At 46.3% G+C, this 3,400-nt stretch carries 2 protein-coding genes and 1 pseudogene; 2 read left to right on the top strand and 1 reads right to left on the bottom strand.

Features of this window, described 5'->3' with window-relative positions; genetic code table 11:
* The first annotated feature begins 733 nt into the window (after positions 1 to 733).
* Positions 734 to 2,122 (top strand): aspartate aminotransferase family protein, encoded by a 1,389-nt coding sequence (locus ACOCD9_RS15425; protein WP_287702070.1) that lies wholly within the window; start codon positions 734 to 736, stop codon positions 2,120 to 2,122.
* Positions 2,123 to 2,127: 5 nt separating this feature from the next.
* A complete protein-coding gene (locus ACOCD9_RS15420; RefSeq protein WP_287702068.1) occupies positions 2,128 to 3,228 on the top strand; it encodes a sulfotransferase family protein in 1,101 nt (366 codons plus the stop codon).
* A gap of 47 nt (positions 3,229 to 3,275) precedes the next feature.
* Here the strand turns inward: ACOCD9_RS15420 and ACOCD9_RS15415 are convergent.
* A pseudogene (locus ACOCD9_RS15415) lies at positions 3,276 to 3,400 on the bottom strand (IS982 family transposase); the annotation flags it as partial.

The raw sequence follows: 3,400 nt of genomic DNA, 5'->3' as shown, positions 1-3,400 counted from the left end.
AATTAAATTAAAAATGGATTTTAGGTTCGATCCCCCCTGCCCCCCTTGATAAGGGGGGTGCCGATAGGCGGGGGGATCCCCCCTTAATCCCCCCTTAATAAGGGGGGCATCTGACAACTTTTAACGCCTACCTACTTAATTAAATAAAAAATTTATTTAAGTTCCGATCCCCCCAGACCCCATTGAAACGGGGGGTGCAGAAAGTCGGTGGGATCCCCACTTAATACCCCCTTAATACGGGGGGCATCTGACAACATTTAACGCCTACCTACTTAATTAAATTAAAAATGGATTTTAGGTTCGATCCCCCCTGCCCCCCTTGATAAGGGGGGTGCCGATAGGCGGGGGGATCCCCCCTTAATCCCCCCTTAATAAGGGGGGCATCTGACAACTTTTAACGCCTACCTACTTATCAGTAATCAGTAATCAGTTATCAGTAATCAGTTATCAGTTATCAGTGAACAGTAAACAGTTTACTGATATTACATTTTGGGCGCATCGCTTGCGCGCCAACCATATAAAAACTGACTAACAAATTATCTAAAAGTCGCTTGAACCTTTAGCCAACAAGAGTTAATTAGTTTCATTATCCTAGATAAGTTTTTAAATACTTGACAAAATATATCAAATAATTTATAATATTAGATAGCCAAAAATCATGATAATGTGCTATCAACATAATCGGGTTTTAGGTGTTTAAAAATTAGTTTTTCAGTAATCAAATCTGGAATTTATGAGCATTTTAGAACTGATAGAAAAAAGACTAGAAGAAAACTTTGCCCTCCACGAACAATACCTAAACCCCCAGATGGTTAGGGTACTAAAAACGATCGGCTACGATCGCCACTACGTTAAAGCCGAAGGTCCGTACCTCTTCGACAATCAGGGGGACAAGTATCTGGACTTACTGAGTGGTTTTGGTGTTTTCGCTCTCGGACGCAATCACCCCAAGATCGTGCAAGCTTTACAGGAAGTGCTAACGGCAGCATTACCCAATTTAGTCCAATTGGATGCTTCTATCCTAGCGGGATTGCTGGCCGAACGGTTAGCAGCGATCGCCCCGACCGGATTAGAACGAGTTTTCTTTGCTAATTCCGGCACAGAAACCGTCGAGGCTGCCATTAAATTCAGCCGCTACGCCACCGGACGCAGCCAAATTGTTTACTGTCAGGGAGGCTACCACGGGTTAACCATGGGTTCCCTTTCCGCCACCGGCGATCCCCATTATCGTGAGGGATTTGGGCCTTTTGTCGCCGATTTTAAGGAAATTCCCTTCGGCGATCTGGCCGCGCTCGAAAAAGCTCTAATTAACCAAGAAGTAGCGGCTTTTATTACCGAACCGATCCAAGGTCACGGGGTGAGAATTCCCGAACCGAACTATCTCCCGGCGGCGGCTGCCCTTTGTCGTCGTTATGGCACTCTTTTTGTAGCCGATGAAGTGCAGACCGGTTTAGGCCGGACTGGCAAAATTTGGGCTGTAGAACATTGGGGGGTAGAACCGGACATTTTATGTGTTGCCAAGGCTCTTTCGGGTGGTTTTGTGCCAGTGGGAGCGGTTCTCTGTCGTCGCTGGATCTTCGATCGAGTATTCGATCGCATGGATCGTTCTGTGGTTCACGGTAGCACTTTTGGTAAAAATAATCTGGCCATGGCCGCCGGTATTGCCACTTTACAGGTGATTGAAGAGGAAAAATTAGTCGAGCGATCGGCCGTAATCGGTCAACAAATTATCGCAGAACTACAGCCCCTCGTAGATCAGTACGAATGTTTGCAGGAAGTGCGGGGATTGGGTATGATGATCGCCTTGGAATTTGCCGAGCCGAGCAGTTGGTCCCTAAAAGCCGCCTGGAAAATGCTAGAAACCGCCAATAAAGGGCTATTTTCCCAGTTAATCGTTGTTCCCCTCTTTACCCGCCATCAAATCCTCTCCCAGGTTTCCGGCCACGGCATGAATATCATCAAGTTTATCCCCCCCCTCACCCTCTCCGATGAGGATTGCCGTTGGCTTGTCACCGCCGTTAAAGATGTGGTCGCTGATGCTCACCGCTTCCCTGGGGCCGCTTGGGAATTCGGCAAAACCTTGGCCAGCCAAGCTATCCGCCAAAAAACCGCTAAAAAATAGTTAATATGTCCAGTTTGTTTCATCCCCTCTGCGGTAGTAACCTTAGCACTCTCCTTCGTTTATTTTTGACCAATGGCGGCATTAATCGCCCCAATTTGGCCCCGGCAACCCTGGCGCTGGCAGTTACCCTAGCGCGACTGCCTTTTTCTACCCTAGAACGAATTTTAATGACAGGGTTTTATGAGCGTAGGGTGCAGGTAAAAGCACCCATTTTTATTGTCGGCTATTGGCGCAGCGGCACGACCCATCTGCACAATTTACTCGGTCAATCGGAGCATTTTGGCTATATTTCGCCCCTAGCGGTGGGATTACCCTGGGATATCCTCGGTATCGTCCGCTTATTACAACCGCTGCTAGAATTAGCCCTACCGAGCGATCGCCATGTGGATAACGTCGCTGTTACTCCCAATTCACCCCAAGAAGACTCGATCGCCCTGGCCAGCATGATCCCCCTTTCCTACTACCATGGTTTATACTTTCCCCAACGTTTTCAGTACCATTTCGATCGAGGGGTTTTTTTTCAGGGCTGCAGCGAGAAAGAAATCGCCAATTGGCAACGTTGGCATACTCATCTATTAAAAAAAGTTTCCATCCATCAAAAAGGCAAACGATTACTCATCAAAAACCCCGTTTATACGGCACACATTGCCAAATTGCGAGCTATCTGGCCCGATGCTAAATTTATTCATATCTACCGCAATCCCTATCTAGTTTTTCCCTCAACCCGCCACTTTTTTACCCGCATCCTACCGGAACTAGCACTACAATCCTACGATAATTTATCCCAGGATGAAATCGAGCAGGTAATTCTGAAAAGTTACCCCCCAATGCTTAATTCTCTCCTGCGAGATAGTGCCGATTTACCCGCCGATAGTTTTGTAGAAATCCGTTTTGAAGATTTAGAAAAAGACCCCCTAGCACAAATCGAGAAAATTTACGATCAACTGCAACTTCCCGACTTAAAAATATCCAGGCCTCGCTTTGAGAAATATATCGCCAGTCTGCAAGGATATAAAAAAAATAATTATCCCCCAGATGCAAAAGCGATCGAGTTAGTCGAATCTCATTGGCTCCCATTTATTCAACGTTGGAATTATTATCAGTGACCAGTTATCAGTTATCAGTTATCAGTCATAAGTAACCTGAGTTCGGGTTAAGCAGATTGAGGTAAAACCCAGTCCATTTGGAGGGAGGGCTTCTTGGGTTGGTGACAGTAAGCAATTAAGCCACACAAGACGTTGACACAAAAATTGACCGGGCTTCGGTGACGAGAATGTT

Source organism: Microcystis sp. (genome assembly GCF_048564745.1).
In the GTDB taxonomy this organism is placed as follows: Bacteria; Cyanobacteriota; Cyanobacteriia; order Cyanobacteriales; family Microcystaceae; genus Microcystis; species Microcystis ichthyoblabe_A.
The sequence above is the reverse complement of the archived record's forward strand: the minus strand, read 5'-3'. Positions and strand labels throughout refer to the sequence as shown.

Bases quoted from the DNA above. Each gene is read 5' to 3' on its own strand.
- ACOCD9_RS15425 (WP_287702070.1), top strand. From the start codon at position 734: ATGAGCATTTTAGAACTGATAGAAAAAAGACTAGAAGAAAACTTTGCC.
- ACOCD9_RS15420 (WP_287702068.1), top strand. From the start codon at position 2,128: ATGTCCAGTTTGTTTCATCCCCTCTGCGGTAGTAACCTTAGCACTCTC.